At 65.0% G+C, this 20,595-nt stretch carries 13 protein-coding genes; 3 read left to right on the forward strand and 10 right to left on the reverse strand.

What is annotated here, in order from left to right; all coding sequences use genetic code 11:
• Positions 1 to 10: 10 nt before the first annotated feature.
• The 8 genes from ABDB84_RS15705 to glnE form a co-directional block, all read right to left on the reverse strand.
• Positions 11 to 2,185: a chemotaxis protein CheA gene (locus tag ABDB84_RS15705; protein WP_345920701.1), complete on the reverse strand. Its 2,175-nt coding sequence runs from the start codon at positions 2,183 to 2,185 to the stop codon at positions 11 to 13.
• 2 nt (positions 2,186 to 2,187) lie between these two features.
• Positions 2,188 to 2,502, reverse strand: coding sequence for an STAS domain-containing protein (locus ABDB84_RS15710; protein WP_345920702.1), 315 nt, complete (start codon positions 2,500 to 2,502; stop codon positions 2,188 to 2,190).
• A gap of 10 nt (positions 2,503 to 2,512) precedes the next feature.
• Positions 2,513 to 2,881 carry a response regulator gene (locus tag ABDB84_RS15715; RefSeq protein ID WP_345920703.1) on the reverse strand — a complete coding sequence of 123 codons (369 nt, stop codon included), beginning with the start codon at positions 2,879 to 2,881 and terminating at the stop codon, positions 2,513 to 2,515.
• A gap of 33 nt (positions 2,882 to 2,914) precedes the next feature.
• Positions 2,915 to 4,063 (reverse strand): methyl-accepting chemotaxis protein, encoded by a 1,149-nt coding sequence (locus tag ABDB84_RS15720; RefSeq protein WP_345920704.1) that lies wholly within the window; start codon positions 4,061 to 4,063, stop codon positions 2,915 to 2,917.
• 612 nt (positions 4,064 to 4,675) lie between these two features.
• The gene (nirD, locus tag ABDB84_RS15725) at positions 4,676 to 4,987 is read right to left on the reverse strand and encodes a nitrite reductase small subunit NirD (protein ID WP_345920705.1); all 312 of its coding nucleotides are present in this window, start codon (positions 4,985 to 4,987) and stop codon (positions 4,676 to 4,678) included.
• Positions 4,988 to 5,046: 59 nt separating this feature from the next.
• Positions 5,047 to 7,497, reverse strand: coding sequence for a nitrite reductase large subunit NirB (nirB, locus tag ABDB84_RS15730; RefSeq protein WP_345920706.1), 2,451 nt, complete (start codon positions 7,495 to 7,497; stop codon positions 5,047 to 5,049).
• Between the two features lie 295 nt (positions 7,498 to 7,792).
• Entirely contained in the window at positions 7,793 to 9,952 is a 2,160-nt protein-coding gene (locus ABDB84_RS15735; RefSeq protein WP_345920707.1) for an EAL domain-containing protein, read from the reverse strand.
• Between the two features lie 135 nt (positions 9,953 to 10,087).
• Positions 10,088 to 12,760 carry a bifunctional [glutamate--ammonia ligase]-adenylyl-L-tyrosine phosphorylase/[glutamate--ammonia-ligase] adenylyltransferase gene (gene glnE / locus ABDB84_RS15740; protein ID WP_345920708.1) on the reverse strand — a complete coding sequence of 891 codons (2,673 nt, stop codon included), beginning with the start codon at positions 12,758 to 12,760 and terminating at the stop codon, positions 10,088 to 10,090.
• Between the two features lie 188 nt (positions 12,761 to 12,948).
• Between glnE and ABDB84_RS15745 the strand changes: the two genes are divergently transcribed.
• The 3 genes from ABDB84_RS15745 to ABDB84_RS15755 all read left to right on the forward strand — a co-directional run bounded on the left by ABDB84_RS15745 (position 12,949) and on the right by ABDB84_RS15755 (position 18,959).
• Positions 12,949 to 16,905 (forward strand): YhdP family protein, encoded by a 3,957-nt coding sequence (locus ABDB84_RS15745; RefSeq protein WP_345920709.1) that lies wholly within the window; start codon positions 12,949 to 12,951, stop codon positions 16,903 to 16,905.
• A gap of 127 nt (positions 16,906 to 17,032) precedes the next feature.
• Positions 17,033 to 18,112, forward strand: coding sequence for a GNAT family N-acetyltransferase (locus tag ABDB84_RS15750; RefSeq protein WP_345920754.1), 1,080 nt, complete (start codon positions 17,033 to 17,035; stop codon positions 18,110 to 18,112).
• Positions 18,090 to 18,959 carry an arginase family protein gene (locus ABDB84_RS15755; protein ID WP_345920710.1) on the forward strand — a complete coding sequence of 290 codons (870 nt, stop codon included), beginning with the start codon at positions 18,090 to 18,092 and terminating at the stop codon, positions 18,957 to 18,959. Before ABDB84_RS15750 ends, ABDB84_RS15755 begins: the two co-directional genes overlap by 23 nt.
• Here the strand turns inward: ABDB84_RS15755 and ABDB84_RS15760 are convergent.
• Positions 18,956 to 20,209, reverse strand: coding sequence for a DegT/DnrJ/EryC1/StrS family aminotransferase (locus tag ABDB84_RS15760; RefSeq protein WP_345920711.1), 1,254 nt, complete (start codon positions 20,207 to 20,209; stop codon positions 18,956 to 18,958). The two genes, ABDB84_RS15755 and ABDB84_RS15760, sit on opposite strands and share 4 nt — an antisense overlap.
• Entirely contained in the window at positions 20,199 to 20,594 is a 396-nt protein-coding gene (locus ABDB84_RS15765; RefSeq protein WP_345920712.1) for a DMT family transporter, read from the reverse strand. The genes ABDB84_RS15760 and ABDB84_RS15765 overlap by 11 nt, the downstream gene beginning before the upstream one ends.
• Position 20,595 lies beyond the last annotated feature (1 nt).

The following is a 20,595-nucleotide window of genomic DNA, read 5'->3' on the forward strand; positions in this document are numbered from 1 at the left end:
GAACTCCTTGTTACGAGTTTTGCGTACGCTCAGTGAGCGCCGAGAGCGAGAGGGAGGCTTGTTGCATCAATGAGGGCACGTCGAGGATCAGGGCGACTTCGCCACTGCCCAGGATGCTGGAACCACTGATGCCCTTGACCTGACTGAACATTTTTGAGAGCGGGCGGATCACCGTTTGCGCCTCACCCATCAGCTTGTCGACCACTAAACCGAATTTCTTGCCGCTGTGTTTGACCACCACGATGTTCTCGCGCTTGACCTTCGGGTCGGGCAGGTCGAAGAGCTGCCGCAAACGGATGAAGGGCAAGACCTGACCGCGCAGATCGGTGTAGTCGTGACCGTCGACCGAGGAGAACTCGACGCATTCCTCGATCATGTCCAGCGGGATGACGAAGGTGCTGTTGCCGACACCGACCTGGAAGCCATCGATGATGGCCAGGGTCAGCGGCAGGCGGATGCGCAGGCAGGTGCCGGCGCCCAGCGTGCTGTGCAGTTCGATTTCGCCGCGCAGCTGTTCGATGCTGCGCTTGACCACATCCATGCCGACGCCACGCCCGGAGAGATTGGTCACCTGTTCGGCGGTGGAGAAGCCGGCGGCGAAGATCAGCTGATGGACTTCCGCATCGCTCAGCACGGCGTCCGGCGTGATCATGCCGCGCTCGATGGCTTTGGCGCGGATGCGCTTGGCATCGAGGCCCTTGCCGTCGTCGCTGACTTCGATGATCACATTGCCCGATTCGTGATAAGCGTGCAGGCGGATATGGCCCTGCGCCGGCTTGCCGGCGGCCTCGCGCTGTTCGATGGATTCGATGCCGTGGTCGATCGCATTGCGCACGATGTGCAGTAGCGGGTCGCCGAGCTTTTCGACCATCGACTTGTCGAGTTCGGTGTCGGCGCCGGTGATTTCCAGATCGATGCGCTTGCCCAATTCCTTGGAGACATCGCGTACCACGCGCGGGAAGCGCTGGAACACTTCGCCGATGGGGATCATGCGCAGATCGAGCGCGCAGTCGCGGATCTGTTCAACCAGGGTGCCGACTTCGTTGATCGCTTCGATCATCACCGCCTGGCGCAGGCCGCGTGCGGTGATGGTGGCGCCTGCGCTGGCAATGACCAGCTCGCCGACCAGGGTGATCAGCTGGTCGAGCTTGGAGGCGTCGACCTTGATCACGCGTTGTTCCTGGCTGCGCCGCTCTTCGGATTGCTTCTGCTTGGACAGCGCGGCGGCGACCACCGGTGCCTGCACCATCTGCTCCTGAATCAGCAACTCACCGAGGCGTGCCGGCGGCGTATCCGGCGTGGCGGTCTGCTCTTGCAGGGCGAGTGCCTGCTCCAGTTCGCGCTGGGTCAGGGTGCCGCCGGCGACGAGGATTTCGCCCAGACGCTGCGAGGATTCCGGCATCGAGGAAATCAGCGCGATGTATTCCTGGATCTTGGCATTCGGCGGCAGGATGCGGATGCTGCTGTCTTCGCGTACGAACTCGAACACATCCTCAAGCTGCTGTTTGGTGACATCGGCCTGCAGGTCGATCTCGAAGCCCAGATAGCAATGCTCGGGGTCCATTTCGTCGGCCGGCGGAATCTGCTCGTGCAGGGTGTACACATAGATCAGCTCGCCCAGACCGCCGAGGTAATTGATGAACGACATCGGGTCCAGACCGTGCTGCAGCACTTCGGGCGCGAAGCGCAGCGAGAGGTGCCAGTGCTCGTTGGAGAGCTGGTCTCCGCTCTCTTCGCGTTCGAGTTTGACGTCGTCCGGCTGGCTGACAATGGCTTTCGTGGCGGCGGCGGCCGGCTTGGCGAGCAGGGCTTCGAGGACGGCCAGCAGGCTGGCACGCTCGGCGGCGTCGGGGTCGACGCCATCGGCGCCGCTCTCGATGCTGTCGACCAGGCGGGCGAGGTAGTCACCACAGCGCAGCAGGGTGGAGACGAGGCTGGCGTCGAGCACCAGTTCGTCGCTGCGCACCTGGTCAAGCACGCTTTCCATGACATGGGTGAAGCCGACGATCAGGTCCAGGCCGAACAGGCCGGCCGAGCCCTTGATGGTGTGGGCGGCGCGGAAGATGGCGTTGACGCGCTCCGGATCCTGGCCGCTGGCTTCAATTTCAAGCAAGGCGGCTTCCATCGCGTCGAGCAGTTCACGGGCTTCTTCGACAAGTGCATTACGGGCAGCAGACAGATCCATGCTCAGCTCCAGACAATTGAGACGTGCCCAAGGCTGGCTTCCAGCTTGAGCAGGCTGACGACTTGTTGTACGGCCGGACTCAGTGCAAGAACATGCACTTGCTTGTCACGGCGCTCGGCTTCCTTTTGCAGCAAAAGCAGGAGCTGGATGCCGGTGGTGTCGATCTCGGTGACGCCGGAGAGGTCCAGCTTGAGGATGTCGGTGGCATTGAGGTTGTCGAGCAGCACATCTTTCATGGCATGCGCCGCGAAGATGTTCATGTCGCCAGCCAGCGCCAGATGTCCCGGCTCGGTCTGTGTGTGTTCGAAGTCGCTCATGCGGGTCTCCTCAGGCGATGACGAGTTTGGCTACGGCGTCGAGCAGAGCGGGCGGCTGGAAGGGCTTGAGCACCCAGGCGCGCACGCCTGCATCCTTGCCGGCCTGGATCTTGGTCGGGTCGCTCTCGGTGGTGAGCATGATCACCGGCGTGAAGCGGTAGTTCGGCAATTGCTTGGCGGCTTTGACGAAGCTGATGCCGTCCATGTTCGGCATGTTCACGTCGGAGATGATGAGGTTGTACTTGCGGCCGTCGAGCTTGCTCAGGCCGTCTTTGCCGTCACTGGCCTCTTCAACCGCATAGCCCGCGTCACGCAGGGCGATGGCCAGGGTTTTACGCAGACTGAAGGAGTCATCTACGATCAGGATGGTTTTGCTCATGGCGGTTCCCGGTTATTTGAATAGGGGGGCGGCTCAGAAGAACACGATGCCTTGCTGTTCGACCTGGGTCGTGGCGTGCTCGGGGTGCAGCTGCCGCTGCTCCAGCATGGTGTAGGTCTTGGCCAGATCGTTGAGCCATTCGCGCGCATCGGGCGTCGGCGTCGAGGGGTCGGCATGGATCGCCTGTGCGGCGCTGGTCATGCGGCTCATGTCGGAGAGCACGTGATCGAGGATCTGATGCACGCGGTCCTGGAATTGCAGGTTGACCAGCACTTCGCCGACATCGTGTTCGACGGCGCGGCGCTCATCCTGCAGGGTTTGCAAGGACTGGCCGAGGGCGCTGGCGGTGCTGTTGAAATTGACGATGATCTTCTCGGCGCTCTCTTGTGAGGCGCTGATTGCCAGGGCCTCGCGGTTGGCGAATTGCTCTGACATCTGCAGGGCCTGGGCGATGGCCGCACTGACTGTGTTGACGGTCTGGTGGATGCGCTTGCCGGTCTCGCCGGACTGGCTGGAGAGCTTGCGCACCTCATCCGCCACCACCGCGAAGCCACGGCCGGCCTCGCCGGCACGCGCAGCCTCGATGGCCGCGTTGAGGGCCAGCAGATTGGTCTGCTTGGCGATATTGGCGACTTCCTCGGCCATCTTGCGCAGATCATCGGTGTGCGAGGCGACGCCGCCCATCTCGGCGACCAGGGCGGTACGGAATTCCTGGGTGGCGTTGAGCTTGGCGACGATCTCGCGCAGCGAGTCTTCCGCTTCACGGATGGTTTGCAGGGCGATGGCTTCGCTGCCCGATTGCTGATTGCTGCCCCCCTCGGAGAGCCGGCTGGACAAGGAGGCGAAGCGCATGGCGAGCGCATCGATGGCTTCCTTGACCTGACTCTGGGCCAGCGAAACATGGCGATTCCACAGCGGCACCACCTCGGCCACCAGCTCGGGCAGGCGCTCGGTATTGCGCTTGAGCGGTTCACTGAAACTGGGGGTGGCGGGGGCGTTAGAAAACTGCAGGGTCTGGGCCGCGGTCTCGGTCTTTGCCGCGTGGCTGAGCCAGGCAATGGCGGCGGCGACCAGCACTCCGCAGAGGCCGCCCAGCCACCATGTTTCGGCAAGGGCCAGGGCGAACACCAGGTTGACGGCTGCGACAACGAGCAGCGCGGTACGGGCTTGGTTTGGTTTCATGATCGATAGGTCTGTCCGGGTTGTTGTCTGCTGGCCGCTGTGTGACGTCCTTACTGGACTTTGTGCACAATCGGTATCCATGTTGACTAACGGAGCTTGCGCGGGAAACTTTATGGTTTCCGCGTGGGGTATTGTTCCCCTGGGCGGCAGGGGGCGACTTGGGGGCTGCAGCTTGGGGCCGCGGGTGGCGCCGCCGCTCGTGCTGAGTTGCGCTGCGCTGCGTGCCAGCTTTGTGGTGAGCGCGCCTCTGAAACCCTTGCCAGGCAATGGTTTTCAGTGTAGTGCGCTGAAACTTCGGGTGACGTTCCCGGCGCTGCGGGAGGCGCTAGCCAAGCGGAGTGGATGGCGTGGCAGGCACTCGTATGATGGAATTGCCTAGGGGTTTTCCACGGTTCGGGCGGTGCAGGTTTTACGGCCCAGGTGGCGCGGATGGGGGGCGAGCGTACTGCGGGATGAAATGACTATGTACTTCAAAGTTCATCAAGATGCCTTTGTCAAGCATCTTGGTTTGGGTTTCAGAGTGAATTTACATAATTTATAGAATGCCTTCGCCATGCACTGAGCCGCCCCCGCTTCCTGAGGGCGGCTCAGTGCTTTATGTTGCGGTGCGGTTCAGACGCTCAGATAGACATCGCCATCCACGAGTTTGGCGGCAAAGGACTTGCTGCAGCCGCTATCGGGCGCGACCACATTGCCGCTGTCCAGTTCGATCTTCCAGCTGTGCAGGGGGCAGGTGACCTGGCGGCCGGCGATGATGCCCTGCGACAGCGGGCCACCCTTGTGCGGGCATTTGTCATGCAGGGCGAAGACTTCGTCAGCGCTGGTTCGGAAGATGGCGATGTCGCCGTGTTGCGTGCTCTTGACCACACGCGAGCCCAGTACCGGGATGTCGGTGAGGGCGCAGATTTTTTTCCAGTCGGTCATGGTGGTGAGTGAGGCGTGAAGAGTGAGGGGCGGGTGCGCACGGCGCGCACCCGGTGGCATCAGACCGTCAGGTCTTCGAAGGGCTTTTTCAGCTCGGCTTCGCCCTTGTCGGCGCTGCGTTCCAGCCAGGGGTCTTTGTAGTCCTGCAGGGCGAACAGCATGCGTTCGAACAGCGCCTTGCGATTGGCGGCGTCTTCGACGACCTTGGCCTTGACGTAGTCGAGGCCGACGCGCTGCACGTAATGCACCGTGCGCTCCAGGTAGTAGCCTTCTTCGCGGTAGAGCTGGAGGAAGGCGCCGGAGTATTCCATCACCTCTTCGTCAGACTTCACCTTGCAGAAGAATTCGGCCACCTCGGTCTTGATGCCGCCATTGCCGGCGACGTAGAGCTCGTAGCCGGAATCCACGCCGATGATGCCAACGTCCTTGATGCCGGCTTCGGCACAGTTGCGTGGGCAACCCGAGACGGCGAGCTTGACCTTGTGCGGGCTCCACATGCCGAACAGCATCTTTTCGAGCTTGACGCCCATGTCCATCGCCAGCTGGGTGCCGAAGCGGCAGTGCTCGGCGCCGACGCAGGTTTTCACCGTGCGCAGGCTCTTGCCATAGGCATGACCGGAGACCATGCCTGCGGCATTGAGGTCGGCCCACATCTTCGGCAGGTCTTCCTTCTTCACGCCGAGCAGGTCGATGCGCTGGCCGCCGGTGACCTTGACGGTCGGTACCTTGTACTTCTCGGCGGCGTCGGCAATCGCGCGCAATTCGTTCGGCGTGGTGAGGCCGCCCCACATGCGCGGCACCACCGAGTAGGTGCCATCTTTCTGGATGTTGGCGTGTGCGCGCTCGTTGATGAAGCGCGATTGCGGATCGTCCTGCGCCTCGTGCGGCCAGCTGGAGATCAGGTAGTAGTTGAGTGCCGGGCGGCAGGTGGCGCAACCATTGGGCGTCTTCCAGCCCAGCGCCTGCATCACGGCGGGAATGCTGGTCAGGTGCTGATTGACGATGGCGGCGCGCACATCGCCATGCGAATGATCGGTACAGGCGCAGATCGCCTTGTTCTTGCTGTCCGCCGGGGTGTAGGCGCCACCGATGGTCGAGGCGAGGATCTGTTCGACCAGGCCGGTGCAGGAGCCGCAGGAGCTCGATGCCTTGGTGTGCTTGCGCACGTCTTCGAGCGTGAAGATGCCCTTTTCCTTGATCGCCTTGACGATGGTGCCCTTGCAGACGCCATTGCAGCCGCAGACTTCGGCCGTGTCGGGCAGCGATGCGGCCGAGTTCTGCCCCTTGTGGCCGACGTCACCGAGGTGCGACTTGCCGAACAGCAGGTGGTCGCGGATCTCGTGCACATCCTGGCCGTCCTTCATCATCTGGAAGTACCAGGAGCCGTCGACCGTGTCGCCATACATGACTGCGCCGACGATCTTGTCATCCTTGAGCACCACGCGCTTGTAGACGCCCATGCCGGGGTCGGAGAGCACGATGTCCTCGGTGCCTTCACCGCCGGAAAAATCGCCGGCAGAGAACACGTCGATGCCGGTGACCTTGAGCTTGGTGCTGGTCACCGAGCCCTGGTAGCGGCCAATGCCGAACATTGCCAGGTGATTGGCGCAGACCTTGGCCTGCTCGAACAGCGGCGCGACCAGGCCGTAGGCGATGCCACGGTGATTGGCGCATTCGCCGACGGCGTAGATGCGCGGGTCGAAGGTCTGCAAGGTGTCGCTGACGACGATGCCGCGATTGCAGTGCAGACCGGCTTTTTCAGCGAGTGCCGTGTTGGGGCGGATGCCAGCGGCCATGACGACCAGATCGGCGGGAATCGTCTCGCCATCCTTGAACTTGACGGCGGCGACGCGGCCGCTTTCGTTACCGATCAGCTCGGCAGTCTGCGCCGGCAGCTTGAACTTCATGCCTTTGGCTTCGAGCGCCTTCTGCAGCATCTGGCCGGCGGTCTTGTCGAGCTGGCGCTCCATGATCCAGTCGCCGATATGCACGATGGTCACGTCCATGCCGCGAATGGCGAGGCCATTGGCCGCTTCCAGACCCAGCAGGCCGGCGCCGATCACCACCGCATGCCGGTGGGTGGCGGCGGTGGCGATCATGGTGTCGGTATCGGCAATGTCGCGGTAGGCGATCACGCCCTGCAGGTCCTTGCCAGGCACCGGCAGGATGAAAGGCAGCGAGCCGGTGGCCAGCAGCAGGCGGTCGTACTCGGCGACGGTGCCGTCGTCGGCCGTCACGGTGCGTGCTTTGCGGTCGATCTGGGTGACGGTGCGGCCGGTCAGCAGGCGGATGCCGTTGTCCTTGTACCAGTCCAGATCGTTGAGGATGATGTCCTGGATCGTCATCTCGCCGGCCAACACTGGCGAGAGCAGGATGCGGTTGTAGTTCGGATGGGGTTCGGCGCCGAAGACGGTGATGTCGTACATGTCGGGCGCGGTCTTGAGGAGTTCTTCAAGTGTCCGGACGCCGGCCATGCCGTTGCCGACCATGACGAGTTTGAGCTTGCGCATGTGATACCTCTGTAAGAAAGCCGGGGAAACCCCTGAGAATCGAATTCAGCTTTGACAGAGATCGTCGTTGATCCGCAATCGCCAGCGCCGTTGCTGGAGAGAAGCGTGCCCGTGGGGCAGATGTCGCGATAGGGTGCTGCCAAGCAAAGCGCGTGCCGATGTTTGGCTTGGCGGCTAAGTGCATGATCGGAAAGCCGTCTTGCTCAGGGTTTGCCGCGTACTGAAGGCGCTGATGCGCCATGGCGGCGCAGCACGGAGCGGGCTGCACCAGCTTTGGTCAGCAGAGGGGAGGGATTCAGGCTGCGTGTTGCCCGGCGGATCGGGCGCGTTGCTCGATGAACTGCAGGCAGTCTGCGGCGCGCAGCGGTGGGCTGTAGAGGTAGCCCTGGAATTCGGTGCAGCCGAGTTTCTGCAGCAGGGCGCGCTGCGATTCGGTCTCGACATACTCGGCCACCACGCGCACGTTCATGGTCTGGCACAGCTGGGCTACCTGCGAAATGATGTCGCAGCATGAGCTGTTGCTCTCCACTTCGCGGGTCAGTGAGCCATCAAGCTTGATGGTGTCGATGCGGAAACGGCGCATATAAAGTAGTGAGCTGTAGCCCATGCCGAAATCGTCCATCGCCAGGCTGACGCCCAGCTCGTTTAGGGCGCTGAGGCTGCGGTTCGATTGCTCGTCATTGCTGACGCTGCGGCTCTCGGTGATCTCCAGTTCCAGATCGCCCGGATGCAGGCCGTAGCGCCCCAAATTTTCGCGCACATTGACCAGTAGCTGCGGGTCGGAGAGCTGCAGGGGCGAGACATTGACCGCCATCGAGACCTTGGTGATGCCGGCCGCCTGCCAGCTGGCCAGCTGGCGGCAGGCCACGGCGATGGTCCAGTGGCCGATGCGGCTGATACAGCCGGCGTCCTCGGCAATGCCGACCAGCACGTTCGGCGGCACCATGCCGAAGACGGCGTGCTGCCAGCGCAGCAGGGCTTCGACGCCAACCACCGCGCCCTGCGCATTGAGCTTGGGTTGGTAGACCATGTAGATCGCGCCATTGGTCAGATCACGTTCCAGATCGAGCAGCAACTGGCGAGCCAGGCGACCGACCGCATCCTGGCGATTGACTAGCAACTGCCGCGAGCTGCTGAGGCTCTCCTCCAGCGAATGGATCAGCTGGCGGAAGCTGGCCTTGCCGGCGGCGTCCAGGCGTGCCTCGAAACGGCGCAGAAAGGGCAGGTAGAGGCCGGCGCTGATCAAGATATTGACCGCTTGCAGCGCCAGACCGCGCCAGCCATTGCTGGCCTCCCAGGCATTGATGCCCAGCGGCAGCACCCATGCTTGCGAATGAACGCTCAGCGGTACCCAGCCGCTGCTCAGCGCCACATAGCTGACCAGGGTCAGCACGATGGGGGTGAGTACGAAGGGAATCAGCAGCAGCGGGTTGAGTACGACGGGCAGGCCGAACAGCAGGATCTCATTGATATTGAACAGCGAAGGCAGCAGGGCCAGGCTGCCGATATTGCGGCTGTTGCGATGTCGGGTGCTGAGGAACAAGGCCAGCAGCAGGCCGGCCGTGGCGCCTGAACCGCCAATCAGCACAAAGCTGCGGATGACCGGTTCGGTGAAGATTTCATAGGGCGCGGCACCGAGCGAGACCGCCAGTTCGTTGGCATGGGTCGCCGGGGTGAACCAGTTGCGTGCAACGTCCTGCAGCATCAGCGTGCCGTGCATGCCGAAGAACCACAGTATCTGGGAGATCAGACTGTAGAGCATGGCGCGCAGCAGATCGCTTTCAAGACTGCTGAACAGGGCGAAGAGCTGTTTGTCGAACAGGCGCTCGATCGGGGTGTCGAGCTCGGCCAGCGCCGTATGCAGGAGGAAGAACAGCGCCGCGGTGAGGATCGCCGGCAGGATGTTGTGCACGACGTCGGGCAGCAGCGGATCGAGATCGCTGATCCAGCGTACCTGCAGCGCACGCAGGCGGCGCAGCGCAATGAACAATTCGCTGGCGAGCAGGGCGGTGCAGATGGCGACAAAGCTGCCGCGCGCGCCAAGCTCTTCAAGGCTGATCTGGCCGTTGCCGGGCATCACCAGCAGCATGTAGCAGACCAGGCTGACCAGCACGACGCTGATCGGATTGGTGTCGGGGTCCTGGTTGCGGCGTGGCACCAGTTCGGCCAGTGTATGGCTGATGCTGATCAGCAGCCAGAGCGACATCACGCCGAAGCTGGCCTGCCAGAGCAGCAGGATTTGCTCATGCCAGCTCAGACCCAGCAGGGCCTGCATGGCCGCCTGCCAGGATGGCAGGCTGATCGCGGCGCAGATATGGGCGCAGGCGCCGAGCATGATCAGCGGCAGCACTTGCAGGAAACCACGGCGGATGGCGACCAGCCAGCGATGTTCGGTAAACCCCAGCAGCGCCTCAGCCGCTGGCCGCTGCTGCCAGAGTTGGGTCGCGTGATGCACAATTTTTGTTGGTCTTATGGGCATCGTCGGTTGGTTGGAGTGTCAAGCCTTGCGCGTAGTCAGAGTGGATGGCACAGCATCATGGCAGCTCATGATAGGGCTAGGCTATGGCATAAATCAAACGTTTCTATCGTATCAGGGTGTAGCGCCGAAAATCTGCACCCACAGGGCTTCGACTGCCGCGCGCGCCTCGGCCAGGTGAGCGCCATCGACGCGTCGGCCCAGTTCGTTCAGGCGCAGGCTGTGCTGCTCGCGGCGCAGCTGGCGGTAAGCCTCGGCGACGGCAGCTGCCTGATCGGCGGGCAGCAGGCCGGCGGCAGCGGCGCGTTCGAGCAGGGCGATGTTGCCGCTGTTGGCGGCCAGCTCCGGCCACTGGCTGGCATAGGCCAGCACGAGGAACTGCACGATGAATTCGACATCGATGAGGCCGCCGGCATCGTGCTTGAGCTCGAAGCCCGGCGCCTTGTTGGCGTGCGTGTCGCGCATCTTCTGGCGCATTGCCAGCACCTCGCTGCGCAGCGTCTCGATATCGCGCGGCTGGCAGAGCAAGTCGTGGCGCAGGCGCTCGAAGCGCTGGCCCAGCGCAGCATCGCCGGCACAGAAGCGGGCGCGGGTCAGCGCCTGATGCTCCCACACCCAGGCCGATTCGCGCTGGTAGCGTTCGAAGGCTTCGAGCGAGCTGACCAGCAGGCCGGCCTCGCCATTCGGGCGCAGGCGCAGATCGGTCTCGAACAGCAGGCCGGCGCTGGTGCGGCTGCCGATCCAGGTATTGATGCGCTGTGACAGGCGCGCATAGATCGCCTGAGCTTCCGGGTCCGGGTCGTCGTGGAGGAACACGATGTCCAGATCCGAGGCATAGCCCAGTTCTTTGCCGCCAAGCTTGCCGTAGCCGATGATGGCGAAGCGGTGCTGATGGTTGTGCCGTGTGCTGAGCTTGTGCCAACAGAGGCGCAGGGTTTGTTCGAGGACGATGTCGGCCAGCGCCGAGAGGCGGTCGGACAGCGCTTCGACGCTGAGCTCGCCGGCCAGATCGCGCCCGAGCAGCTGAAACACCTGGGCGTGGTGCCATTCGCGCATCAGGTCCATCTGCCTCTCGGTGTCATCGCCGAGCGCGTCGAGCGCCTGCGCCAGTTCGCCGGAGAGCTGCGCGCTGTCCGGCTCGGCCAGGCGCCGGCTGTCCAGCAGTTCGTCGAGCAGCAGCGGGTGCTGGGTCAGATAGCTGGCCGCCCAGCTGGAGCTGGACAGCAGTTCGACGACGCGGCCGAGTGCTTGCGGATACTGCTGCAGCATGGCGAGGTAGGCGGCGCGGCGGCAGATGGCTTCGAGCAGGTCGAGAGCGCGCAGCAAGGTCTGGTCGGGGCGCGGGCCGGCGGCGCAGAGCTGCAGCACGCGCGGCACCAGTGCATCGAGGCGGGTCCGCGCATCGTCGCTCATGGCGCGGTAGCGCGGGCCGTTGCGGAAGCTGCGCAGGCGTTCGGCGAGCTGAGCCGGCTCGGCAAAGCCCAGGGTGCCGAGTAGGTCGAGCTGGTTGTCGGCCGCGCATTCGGGCGACCAGGCTTCATCGAGCACGTGTTCGCCGGCCGAGGGGTCGGCAAACACCGCATCGAAATGGCGGCTGACGATGCGCCGGTGCGCGTCCAGCGCGCTCAGCAGCGGCTCGAAGCTGGCGTAACCCATGGCCTCGGCGAGGCGCTGGCGGTCCTCCGGCGAGGCCGGCAGCATGTGGGTTTGCGCGTCATCCAGATACTGGATGCGGTGCTCCAGGCGGCGCAGGAAGTCGTAGGCGGCGGCCAGTTCTGCGACGCTCTCGTCCGCCAGCAGGCCGCGCTGGGCGAGGCGTTCGAGGACCTGCAAGGTGGCCCGCTCGCGCAGGCTGGTGTCGCGCCCGCCACGGATCAGCTGGAACACCTGGGCGATGAACTCGATCTCGCGGATGCCGCCCGGGCCGAGCTTGATGTTGTCGGCCATCTCGCGGCGCGCCACCTCGCGGCGGATCTGCGCATGCAGGGCGCGCATGGCATTGATGGCGCCGAAGTCGAGGTATTTGCGATAGACGAAGGGCCGCACGATGGTGTCCAGCTCGGCGTGGCGTTCGCCGCTGAGCGCCCGCGCCTTGATCCAGGCATAGCGCTCCCATTCGCGCCCCTGGGCGATGAAGTACTGTTCGAGCATGTCGAAATTGGCCACCAGCGGGCCGGAATCGCCATTCGGGCGCAGGCGCATGTCGACGCGGAACACGAAGCCCTCGCCGGTGTTTTCGGAGATCGCGGCGATCAGGCGCTTGCCGAGGCGGGCAAAGTATTCGAAGGCATCCAGCGGGCGCGGGCCATCGCTGTGCGCTTCGTCGGGGTAGACGAAGATCAGGTCGATGTCGGAGGACACATTCAGCTCGCGGCCACCGAGCTTGCCCATGCCGATCACAATCAGCGCCTGTTCCTGGCCTTGCGCATTGCGCGGCACGCCGTGCAGGGTGGCCAGGTCGGCGCTGATCACCGCCTGTGCGGTCTGCACCGCGACTTCGGCGAGCAGGCTCATCGCGCCGGTGACTTCGTGCAGTGGCGCCAGGCCGGCCAGATCGCGCACCATGACGTGGGCGTAGACCAGGGCGCGCAGCTGGCGCAGGCGGGCGCCCAGATTGGCGGCTGTGAGGACTTCCTCGGCGAGGAAGGCGTCGAGCTCGGCGCGCGTCAGTGCGCGTTCAAGCAGCGGGCCCAGACGTGGCGCCAGCCAGCTGCGCGCGGCGAGCTGGCGGGTCAGGAAGCGGCTGTGGCGGGCGGCTTGGGCGATGAGTTGGTCGTGGTCGATCATGCCTGCGGGTCTGTGCTGGAGGTGGTTTTATCTTGCAAGGCCCGGCGTTTGTCCGTTTTGCGGGGAGCCGGGGTGACACTGGGTTAGAATCGCGTCTCTGTGCGCTACGCCTTTTGCTGGCCCGATTCCTGCGCAAGCTTATGTCTGAAGACTCGTCCCCGCCGCATTCTGCACCGCCCCCCCGTCATATGCCAGCCCGGCTGTGGCGCTGGCGCTGGTGTCTGCACGCCTTGCGCCTGGGTTTGCACATTCCGCGCACTGCCGGACGCTGGCTGTGGCGCGTCCTGCTGGCGCTGTGGATCGTGCTGGCGATCTGCTTCCTCATTGTGCGCTATGCGCTGATGCCGCAGGTCGCCGAGCATCGGGGCGAGATCGAAACAGCGCTGTCCACGGCCCTCGGTGCCAAGGTCCAGATCAGCGCGCTTGAGGCGCACTGGCATAGCCTGCGGCCGGAGCTGGGCATGCGCGGCCTGCGCATTTTCGACCAGGCCGGGCGCGAGGCGCTGGAACTGCCACGTGTCGATGCGACGATTGCCTGGAGCTCGCTGCTGCGCTGGCGCCTGGAACTCTATCGGCTCTACATCGGCCAGCCGGAACTGAGCGTGCGTCGCGAAGCCGATGGCAAGATCTACGTCGCCGGTCTGCTGGTGCAGACGCAGCAGGGCGGCAAGGCCGACTTCGCCAACATGCTGCTGCATCAGCGTGAAATCCTCATCGACGGCGCGCGGGTGCGCTGGGTCGATCGCCTGCGCGGCGCGCCCGAACTGGTCTTCGACAAGCTCTCGCTGCAGCTGGAAAACCGTGGTGACAGTCATCGTTTCGCCCTCAAGGCCAGCCCGGCCGCACGCATGTCGGGGCCGCTGGATCTGCGCGGCGATCTGCGTGGCGCCGATCTGGCGAGTCTCGACAACTGGCGTGGCGCGCTCTATGTCGCGACCGACAGCACCGATCTGGCGGTGTGGCGCAACTGGGTCGATTACCCCATCAACCTGCCGCGCGGGCGCGGTGGCCTGCGCGCCTGGCTCAATTTCGAAGGCGCGCAGACTGCCAGCGTGACGGCGGATCTGGCCCTGGCTGATGTCGATGTGCAGTTCGCGCAGGATTTGCCGATGCTTTCGCTGCACACTTTGTCCGGCCGTCTGCGCTTGTCGCAGCGTCCGGATGGTTTCTCGCTGGCCGCCGAGCGCCTGACGCTGGCGACCAATGATGGCTTGCGGGTGGCGCCGACGCAGCTCTCCCTGCGGCGTAATACACCGGCCGGCAAACCAGCAGGCGGCGAGCTCGCCGGCGAACGTCTCGATGTGCGTGTGCTGGCCCAGCTGGCCGCCTATCTGCCCTTGCCGGCGACGCTGCGCCAGCGTCTGCAGGGCGCCGATCCGCATGGCCTGGTGCAGCGCCTGCAGGCGAGCTGGCAAGATCCGCTGGACGGGCAGCAAAGCTGGCCACCGCGCTTCAATATCGATGCGGTGCTCGACAAGCTGAGTCTCGCCAGCAGCGAGGGCTCACCGGGGGTCGAGGGCCTCAGTGGCAGCCTGCGTGGCTCGGAGAGCAAGGGCGATTTCGCACTCAGTGTGCGTGATGGTGCCCTGCAGTTGCCCGCAGTCTTCGCCCAGCCGCGCCTGGCGCTCAACAGCCTGCAGCTGCGCGGCAGCTGGCGGCGCGACAGCAAGCCGGCCGAAAGCAGCCCGGAGCTGGTCGTCGAACTGGCCCAGCTGGCGCTGAGCAATCCTGACATCACGGCCGCCGAGTTCAGTGGCAACTGGCGTAGCAAGCCAGGCGGCGCCGGCACTCTGGACCTGACGGGCCGCGTGCGCAGATTCGAAGCGCCGGCGGTGTGGCGTTACATTCCGCTGGAAGTGCCGCAGGATACGCGTGACTGGTTGCAGCATGGCTTGCAGAGCGGCGCGGCGGAGAATCTGCGCATCCGCGTGGTGGGGCCGCTCGACCAGTTCCCGTTCCAGAATACGCCGCAGGCGACGTTCCGCGTCGAAGGCAATTTCAATGCGGTCAATCTGGCTTTCGCACCGGGCTGGCCGACGCTGGAGGGCGTCGGCGGCGAGCTGCTGTTCGACCGCGTCCGCATGGCCATTCGCTCGCACCGTGGCCGCTATCGCCAGGTGCGCCTGGGCGAGGTGTCGGCGGATCTGCCCAATCTCGAACACCCGGCGCAAGCGCCCTTGCTGATCGTCGGCCGCGCCAGTGGTTCGGGCGGTGACATGCTCGATTACCTGCGCGCCACGCCGGTGGCCGAACACTTGGGCAGCGCCGTGCAGCACATGCGTCTGGAAGGTGATGGCCAGCTCGATCTGCGCATCGCCGTGCCCCTGCTCGACGCCAATGCCACGCGCGTGCAAGGCAGTTACCGCGCCGATGGCAATGTGCTGCGGATCGCCGACGGCCTGCCGCCGATGCGCCAGCTCAAGGGCACCCTGAGTTTCAGCGATACCGGCATCGGGCCGACCCAGGCAACGGCCGAGTTCGTCGGTGGCTCGGCGGTGATCAGCGGGCGTACCCTGGCGGACGGCACGATTGTCTTCGATGGCAGCGGTACGCTGCCGGCCAGCGGTTTGCGCCAGATCGTCGATACACCGCTGTGGTCCGAACTCAGCGGGCAGACGCAAACCACGGCGCGGATCACCATCACGCGCGCCAAGGCCGATGTGCAGGTCAGCTCCGATCTGCTCGGCATCGTCTCGCGCCTGCCCAGTCCGCTCACCAAGCGTGGCGATGAACGACTACCGCTGCGCTTTGGCTGGAGCCTGGGCGACGAGCCCGGCGCGGCGGCCGGCAACAGCCTGCAGGACTGGCATCTGAGCCTCGATGGCCGTGCCCAGGCACAGTGGCAGGATCGCTGCGGCAAGGACAGCTGCGCTTTCCTGCGCGGCGCCATCGCCGTCAATGACAGCCTCAGCATGCCCGCGCGCGGCATGCGCGTCTCGGGCCGCTTCAAGCGCCTGCAGCTCGACCCCTGGCGCAGCCTGCTGGTGGCAGCGCTGGCCGGCGACGGCAAACCCAGCGCGCCCAGCGATCCGAATAGCTTCGGTGGTGCAGTGTTCCAGGCCGATGAAGTGATTGCCGGCGGGCATCGCTTCCGCAATGTGACGGCACGCGCGGTGCAGCAGGACGCGCACTGGGTGGTCAAGCTCAGCGGTCCCGACATCGCGGGTGATCTGAGCTGGCTGGGCGAGGGCAAGGGGCGCCTGGCAGCCAAGCTTGATGTGCTGCGCCTGCAGTCCTTTGAAGACAGCACCGCGCTGGCCGAGAGCGAAGCGCAGGGCGATCTGCCAGCGCTGGATGTCACGGCCGAACAGTTCGAACTGCATGACATGAAGCTCGGCAAGCTCAGCCTGCATGCCGAAAACCAGGGCGCCCTGTGGCGCTTGCCGCAGCTGCGCGTGGAGAGCAGCGACGGCGTGATCAGCGGCGAGGGCAGCAGCCGGCGCCTGAGCGATGGCGGGCGGCGCACCGACATCACCCTCAAGCTCAATAGCGACAATGTCGGCGGCCTGCTCGGGCGCATCGGCCTGCCCAATGCGCTGCGCAAGGGCAAGGCTGACCTGCACGGCCAGCTGTCCTGGAACTCGGCGCCGACCAGCATCGACTACCCCAGCCTCAGCGGCGAGCTGCACCTCGATGCCGAGGATGGCCAGTTCAACAAGCTCGATCCGGGCGCGGCGCGCCTCCTGGGCATCCTCAGCCTGCAGTCGCTGCCGCGGCGGATCACCCTGGATTTCCGCGATGTGTTCAGCGAAGGCTTTGCCTTCGATGCGATCAGCGGCGACTTCAAGCTGCAGCGTGGCCAGCTCTACAGCAATAATCTCGAAGTGCGCGGCCCGGCGGCGAAGTTCTTCATGAAGGGCTCGGCCGACATCGTGAACGAGACGCAGAACCTGCGCCTGACCGTGCAGCCGACGCTCTCCGAAGGCTTTGCCGTCGGCATCGGCGCGGCGGCGCTCAATCCGGTGGTGGGGGTGGGCGTCTATGTGGCGCAGAAGGTGCTGCGCGATCCATTCGAAAAACTGTTCAGCTTCGACTACTCGGTCACCGGCAGCTGGAGCGATCCGAAAGTCGAGAAGCTGACGTCGGCCAGCCGCGCAGTGGAAGCGGCACCGCAAAGCGTGCCGCCTGCGAGTCAGGAGAAATAGCCATGCCTGAGCAACACGCGCTCGCCGCACAGCCGAGGGGTTTGGCGCCGGATCTGGCGACCCGGCTGCGGCTGTTCAAGGAGCTTCACCGCTTGCCCGCCCTGCAACACCGACGCCTACCGTGACGATGCCGCAGTATCTCAATGCCCTGGAACCGGCCGGTCTGCTGCAGCATTTTGCCGAGCACCCGCCCAAAGATTTTCTGCCGCGCCGCTCGCCCGAGGGCGGGCCGAGTTTTCTTGCCCGCTTCGATCTGCTGACCACGGTCGATGCCGAAGATCTGCAGCAATTCATGCGCCTGCCTTGTGCGCGCCAGCTGCGTCGCCTGCTGCGCTGGAACACCTGCTTTTACGGCACCACGGTCAGCGAATACGCGCCGATGCCAGCCGGCTTGAGCGCCGAGGCGCTGTGCACCAGCATCCTCAAGGATTGGCAGCGCGCTTCGCCGCTGCTGATCGTCAAGGATGTGCCCGAGCGCTCGCCCTTGTTGTCCGCTGAAGAGAATGCCTTTGCTGACGAGTTTGTCGCCGCCTGCCAGGCGCGCGATTTCATCATCGTCGAAGGGCAGGCGCTGGCCTATCTGCCGATTGATTTCGCCAGCGAAGAGGCCTGGCTGGCCAGCCTGTCCTCCGGCCGCCGCCGCGACATCCGCCGCAAGCTGCGCGCCCGCGCCGATCTGCAGATCGAGGTGTGGCCCACCGGCGACGCGCGCTTTGCAGATGCGGCCCTGCTCGACGAGATGTACCAGCGCTACCTTGAAGTCTTCGCGCAGAGCGAGATTCACTTCGACTGCCTCGATGCCGGCTTTTTCCGCGCCGTGTTGCAGGACGCCGCGCTCAAGGGCCAGGTGTTCTTCTACCGCGTGGCCGGGCGGATGATCGGCTACAACCTGTGTTTCGAGCATCGCGGCATGCTGATCGACAAGTACATCGGCCTGCACTACCCGGATGCGCGCGACTACAACCTGTACTTCGTGAGCTGGTTGCAGAACCTCGCCTACGCCCGCGAGCACGGCCTCTCGCACTACGTGGCGGGCTGGACTGATCCGCAGATCAAGGCCTACCTCGGCGCACGATTCACCTTCACGCGCCACGCGGTCTATGTGCGCAATCCGCTGCTGCGTTTTGTCTTGCGGCGCCTCTCCGGCCTTTTCGAGAGCGACCGCGCCTGGTTTGATTCGGTCAATGATGACGCCACTCGTTCTTGATTTCGACGCCTCGGTGCTGGGCCTGGATGCGGCACAACGCATCGATTTGCGCGACTGGCAGGAGGCAATCCGCTTTGGCTGCAGCCTGCGCCGCTGGCGTGCGCTGCGTGCGCAGCTGGCCCGCCAGATGCCGGACAAGCATGGCACGGTGCTGCTCGGCAGCGGTGATCTGCACCACCTCAGCCATCTGCTGACCGAGCGCTGTCAGGCGCCGCAATTCGATCTGCTGGTGTTCGACAACCACCCGGACAATATGCGCTTTCCCTTCGGCATCCACTGCGGCTCCTGGGTACGCCATGCAGCGCGCTTGCCGCAGGTGCGGCGCATCGACGTGGTCGGCATCTGTTCGGCTGACATCGGCGCGAGCCACGCCTGGGAGAACTACTGGCAGCCCTTGCGCAGCGGCAAGCTGCATTACTGGAGCGTCGGCGTTGATACGCGCTGGGCGCAGCGCTTCGGCCTGGCCGCGCAGATGCACGCCCATGCCGATCAGGCGGCCTTGCTGGCGGCCTTCAGCGCTCATCTGCAGGCCACCGCCACGCCGCTGTACCTGAGCATCGACAAGGATGTGCTGGCGCCCGAGGTGGCACACACCAACTGGGATCAGGGCAGCATGCAGCTCGAACAGATGGAGGCGCTGATCGCCCTGCTGGCGGGCCGCGTGGTCGGCAGCGACATCACCGGCGACATCTCCGCCTACCGTTATCGCAGCGCCTGGAAGCGCTGGCTCAGTGCGCTCGACGAACAACCCGAAATCTCGCCGGCGCAGCTGGCGCAGTGGCAGGCGCAGCAGGCGGCGGTCAATCAGCGCTTGCTGCCGCTGATTGCCGCCCAGACCCGAGCCTAGGTTTGCGCTGAAGCCGCCAAGTGCTTGCGCAGCACCGCCAGGATCTGCGCGAACTGCGCATCATCGAGCCACAGGCTATTGCTGAGGCTCAGTGTGCGGGCGGCGAAGTCGCGCGCATTCGGCGTCTGCGTGCCGCCGCCGGCCGCCAGATAGGCGTAGTCGCCGATCGCCTCGGCAAATAGGCGCGACGCGCCCAGGCGCAGCGGCCACAGTTCGGCCAGGGCCGCATCGCGTGCCGCCTGCGTCGGCATCAAGAGCATGATCAGCGGCCAGCTGCCTTGCACGCCGGGCTTGTCGTCGAGCACCTGCAGGCCGGGCAGGGCGCGTAGCGCCGGCACGCGGCGTTCAGCCTGCTGGCGCAGCGCGTGCTGGAACGCGGGCAGCTGCTGCAGGCCCCGGCTGCCGACGCCTTGCCGCCAGTGGCTCATGTGATGCAGAGGAATGGCCTCGTCGAACACATCGCCGATCGCCTCGGCCACATCATTGCGGCGCAGTGCGCGGCGCAGCGGCAAGCCGTAGACCAGGCGCAGCGGCAGCGGGCGATACAGCGCGCTATAGCCGATCAGCTGCAGGCAGCGCAGCAGCTCGAAAGCCGGCCGGCCGCGCAGCAGCTGCTCGCGTGTCTTGAGGATTTCCGTGCGCAGTGCCGCATCGCGGGCGAACCAGATGCCGCCTTCGAAGGTGCTCAGGCCCTTGCCGACGGCCAGGCTGAAGAAGCTGAAGTCAGCATCCTTGCCGACGCTGAGGCCGTGCACCCGCGCGCCGAAAGCCTGTGCCGCATCCTCGATGAGCAGGGCGCCGCAGTTGCGGGCGATCAGATTGACGCGGGTGGTGTCGGCCACGCGGCCGGCCAGATGGGTCGGAATCACCGCCAGGGTGTCGGCATCGCAGTGCGCGGCGAGCGCGACTTCATCGAACTCGAAGCTGCCGGCGCGCACATCGCAGAGCACCGCCTGCAGGCCGCAGTGGCGGATCGCCAGCAGCACCAGCGGGCAGGTATAGGCGGGGATGATCACCTTGCGGCGTGCGCTGAGCCGCTGCAGGGTGGCCAGCACCAGCACCAGGCAGGCGGTGCCCGAACACTCGATCTGCGCATTGTCCACGCCTAGAAAAGCAGCTGCCGCCTGGGCAAAGGCGCGCGGCCGGGCTGGCCAGAGCGCTTTGAGGCTCAGTGGCAAGCCGGCGCTGGGCGGGATTTCGCCCCAGCGGCTGGCCAGGCGGGCGAATCCACTTGCGCTTTCAGTCGGCATCACTCGTTTCGCTGATTGCCAGGCAGATCACGCCGGCCACGATCACCGCCGCGCCGAGCAGCTGCATCAGCGTCAGGCGTTCGTTGAACAGCGGCGCCGAGAGCAGCATCACGCTGACGATCTCCAGGTGCGAGGCGGCAAAAGCCGGCCCGACCGGGGCGTGCTGCAAGAGACTCATCCAGGTGAAGAAGGCGCCCAGATAGCCGAGGATGCAGCCGAACAACCAGGGCGACTGCAGCACGGTGAGCAGCCAGTCGAGATTGGCGACAAAAGGCGTATTGAGTGCCGTGTATTTGAAGCTGACCTGGGCCAGGGTGTCGAAAGCCAGCAGGATCAGGAAGCCGAAGAAGTAGAAGCGCGCGCGCGACATCGTGGGATTGCTCATC

Origin of the sequence: Uliginosibacterium sediminicola (assembly GCF_039631295.1) — a bacterium.
Lineage (GTDB): Bacteria > Pseudomonadota > Gammaproteobacteria > Burkholderiales > Rhodocyclaceae > Viridibacterium > Viridibacterium sediminicola.

Excerpts from the sequence above, each read along its gene's own strand:
- ABDB84_RS15705 (WP_345920701.1), bottom strand. The coding sequence starts at position 2,185 with ATGGATCTGTCTGCTGCCCGTAATGCACTTGTCGAAGAAGCCCGTGAA.
- ABDB84_RS15710 (WP_345920702.1), bottom strand. The coding sequence starts at position 2,502 with ATGAGCGACTTCGAACACACACAGACCGAGCCGGGACATCTGGCGCTG.
- ABDB84_RS15715 (WP_345920703.1), bottom strand. The coding sequence starts at position 2,881 with ATGAGCAAAACCATCCTGATCGTAGATGACTCCTTCAGTCTGCGTAAA.
- ABDB84_RS15720 (WP_345920704.1), bottom strand. The coding sequence starts at position 4,063 with ATGAAACCAAACCAAGCCCGTACCGCGCTGCTCGTTGTCGCAGCCGTC.
- nirD (WP_345920705.1), bottom strand. The coding sequence starts at position 4,987 with ATGACCGACTGGAAAAAAATCTGCGCCCTCACCGACATCCCGGTACTG.
- nirB (WP_345920706.1), bottom strand. The coding sequence starts at position 7,497 with ATGCGCAAGCTCAAACTCGTCATGGTCGGCAACGGCATGGCCGGCGTC.
- glnE (WP_345920708.1), bottom strand. The coding sequence starts at position 12,760 with ATGATCGACCACGACCAACTCATCGCCCAAGCCGCCCGCCACAGCCGC.
- ABDB84_RS15745 (WP_345920709.1), top strand. The coding sequence starts at position 12,949 with ATGCCAGCCCGGCTGTGGCGCTGGCGCTGGTGTCTGCACGCCTTGCGC.
- ABDB84_RS15750 (WP_345920754.1), top strand. The coding sequence starts at position 17,033 with ATGCCGCAGTATCTCAATGCCCTGGAACCGGCCGGTCTGCTGCAGCAT.
- ABDB84_RS15755 (WP_345920710.1), top strand. The coding sequence starts at position 18,090 with ATGATGACGCCACTCGTTCTTGATTTCGACGCCTCGGTGCTGGGCCTG.
- ABDB84_RS15760 (WP_345920711.1), bottom strand. The coding sequence starts at position 20,209 with ATGCCGACTGAAAGCGCAAGTGGATTCGCCCGCCTGGCCAGCCGCTGG.
- ABDB84_RS15765 (WP_345920712.1), bottom strand. The coding sequence starts at position 20,594 with ATGAGCAATCCCACGATGTCGCGCGCGCGCTTCTACTTCTTCGGCTTC.